The sequence below is a fragment of the Bartonella sp. TT110JLCBS genome (assembly GCF_042193405.1).
In the GTDB taxonomy this organism is placed as follows: domain Bacteria; phylum Pseudomonadota; class Alphaproteobacteria; order Rhizobiales; family Rhizobiaceae; genus Bartonella.
In genome coordinates, this window is the sequence record NZ_JBHILT010000078.1 from 1 (window position 1) to 2,037 (window position 2,037).

The 2,037-nt window shown below is 43.7% G+C and carries 2 protein-coding genes and 1 pseudogene; all 3 read right to left on the bottom strand.

All coding sequences use genetic code 11. The features are described 5' to 3' along the window. Window positions 1-236, bottom strand: a pseudogene (locus ACFILW_RS09500) (hypothetical protein); the annotation flags it as partial. Window position 237: 1 nt separating this feature from the next. Further along, window positions 238-663, bottom strand: coding sequence for a hypothetical protein (locus tag ACFILW_RS09505; RefSeq protein WP_375685686.1), 426 nt, complete (start codon window positions 661-663; stop codon window positions 238-240). After that, a partial coding sequence (locus ACFILW_RS09510; RefSeq protein WP_375685688.1) for a hypothetical protein occupies window positions 663-2,037 on the bottom strand: 1,375 nt, incomplete at its 5' end. The genes ACFILW_RS09505 and ACFILW_RS09510, both read right to left, overlap by 1 nt.

Here is a 2,037-nt window from a genome sequence, read left to right on the forward strand (position 1 = left end):
ATCAAAGAGCGATTTTGATAATGATGAGGGACACTCCCAAGACCACCTATGGCTTGGGTGGTTTGAGCACTTAACGGGGCAATACGAGGTCCTCCATACACATTACCCCCAATCCCTGTGTCATACATTTGATAGGCATCTGCACCCCCACGCTTAAATACATTCTGCATCCAAGCGGGAGGAGCGCTTGTCTGCACCTGCTTTTGTTCTGTTGTTGTCGGTGTCTTGCTCCCCATGTTACAATTCCTTCCTGTAATAAAGCATATCTATGCTGTAACCTTGCTTGTCCAATGCACGTTTCCAACCTAAACGCCCTAAAATCTCTATCTCAAAAGCCCCATTCTCACGCGCCCAATCCTCGGCAACTTGCAAATTGTCAACCAAATCAAGAACACCCTTGCCACTACATTCACAAATCAGAGCGCGTTTCTTTCCTAAAACTGTCTGTTGTATCTGGGTCGTGACGACCGCTAAAAAGCGCTCTTCATCATCCAAAACAAGCCATAACTGTTTCTCGCCCATGCAAATAGATTCAATGAGTCCTTGCAACGTAATTTCATGTTTAAAACGTTCCACATACTCGCGAAACGACGCAATGATGTCTTCAAGGTATGGTGCTATACGCTCCATATCCCAAGACGTGGTCAAAAAGACTTTTGCCATTACCCTCTGCCTAAAGGACGTAAATCCACATTAAATCCCGTAATATGGTTCCAATGAATGCCTTCAGGAATGCGCAATTTAAAGCGGTGATAACGATTGCGCGAACGACCATGATAAGCGCCCGTGACATACGAACACACCCTCTCCTTGTGCCATGTGATCGGCGTCTGATTATTGCGAAGCCGACGCTCTCCAATGCTTAAAAGACCTTCCGTCGTATCAACTTCGGCAAACATCTTCGTAATAAAGTTAAAACTTCCATCCGGTGCCCCCATTTCTTGCGAAACAACCGTTGCCTCCATCGGGGCTCCTGTAAACATAACAAGCCGATTGTTTTCATCAAAAGCACCAAGCATTGGCGCGCCACTTTGCCAACGAGGGCTGTCTAAAGAAGCCGGCAATGCCTCAAGATTGATCGAAATCTCATCTAACTGTTCTAAAGTATATCCTGTTGTAAACACTGGAAAGAACGTGAAAAGCTTTCCCTGTAGTGTCGACCATTTCTGTAAACCCCAATCATAAACAAAGGTCGTTTGCTCGTTATTGCCTCTCTTTAAGGACCAATAAATCCGATTATCAATGGGGTCTATAACTCCTTGCATCTCATCAAGAGCAAACTTATCAAATGTTTTAAAAACCGTTCTATCAACCTTTTCAAAACCTATCGGTAAAAGTTGACCATCCAAACTCATCTGATAAAAACCACCATCACCTGCAAAAAAAGCGTCACTCCCTCGACATGCTATAGAGGACGCACTACGGGCTCCTCGCTTGTCTTGTATCTTTTGAAACGTAAACACAATCTTAGAACCCGCAACAAAGGTTCCTGCATAAATAGCAGAACGCATAAAAATGAGGGGATTGGTGGACTCTGTTGCCCCTTGAACATATTCTCCATCTGGAAAATCTTGAAAATCGCAATCTTTCTGCTTAACTGTCCAATGAGTAGCATCTTCCAAACCAGACCAATGAATGCGATTGGGGTGATCTGTCAATTGCATCAAACAAACAAAAGGTCCCCAAACCTTCACCAAGCCTGCTTTCGGGGGATTGCCTCCTAAATCTTCAAATCGTTCAGAACTATGGGTATTAAAAACTTGTGGTTTATCATTTTTATTGACCGCAATAATTCTTTGACCAAACAGAGCAAATGACCATTGATTATCCTCATGCGCATGATAGGTCTCACCACTTTGGCTAATGTCCTTCCAACCCTGCGTTTGACTATCATAACTATAAAGCTTTTGCTTGCCTCCTACGATTATCTTAACACCATTACCGCTTCTAAAGGCGATTAAACCCAAGGGCTTTTCTTCCAAAGGATTAGAAACAACCATTGCACTAGGCATGGGTATGTAACCGCCATCTGCTGGT

Coding starts and splice junctions, on each gene's coding strand:
- ACFILW_RS09505 (WP_375685686.1), bottom strand. CDS start 663: ATGGCAAAAGTCTTTTTGACCACGTCTTGGGATATGGAGCGTATAGCA.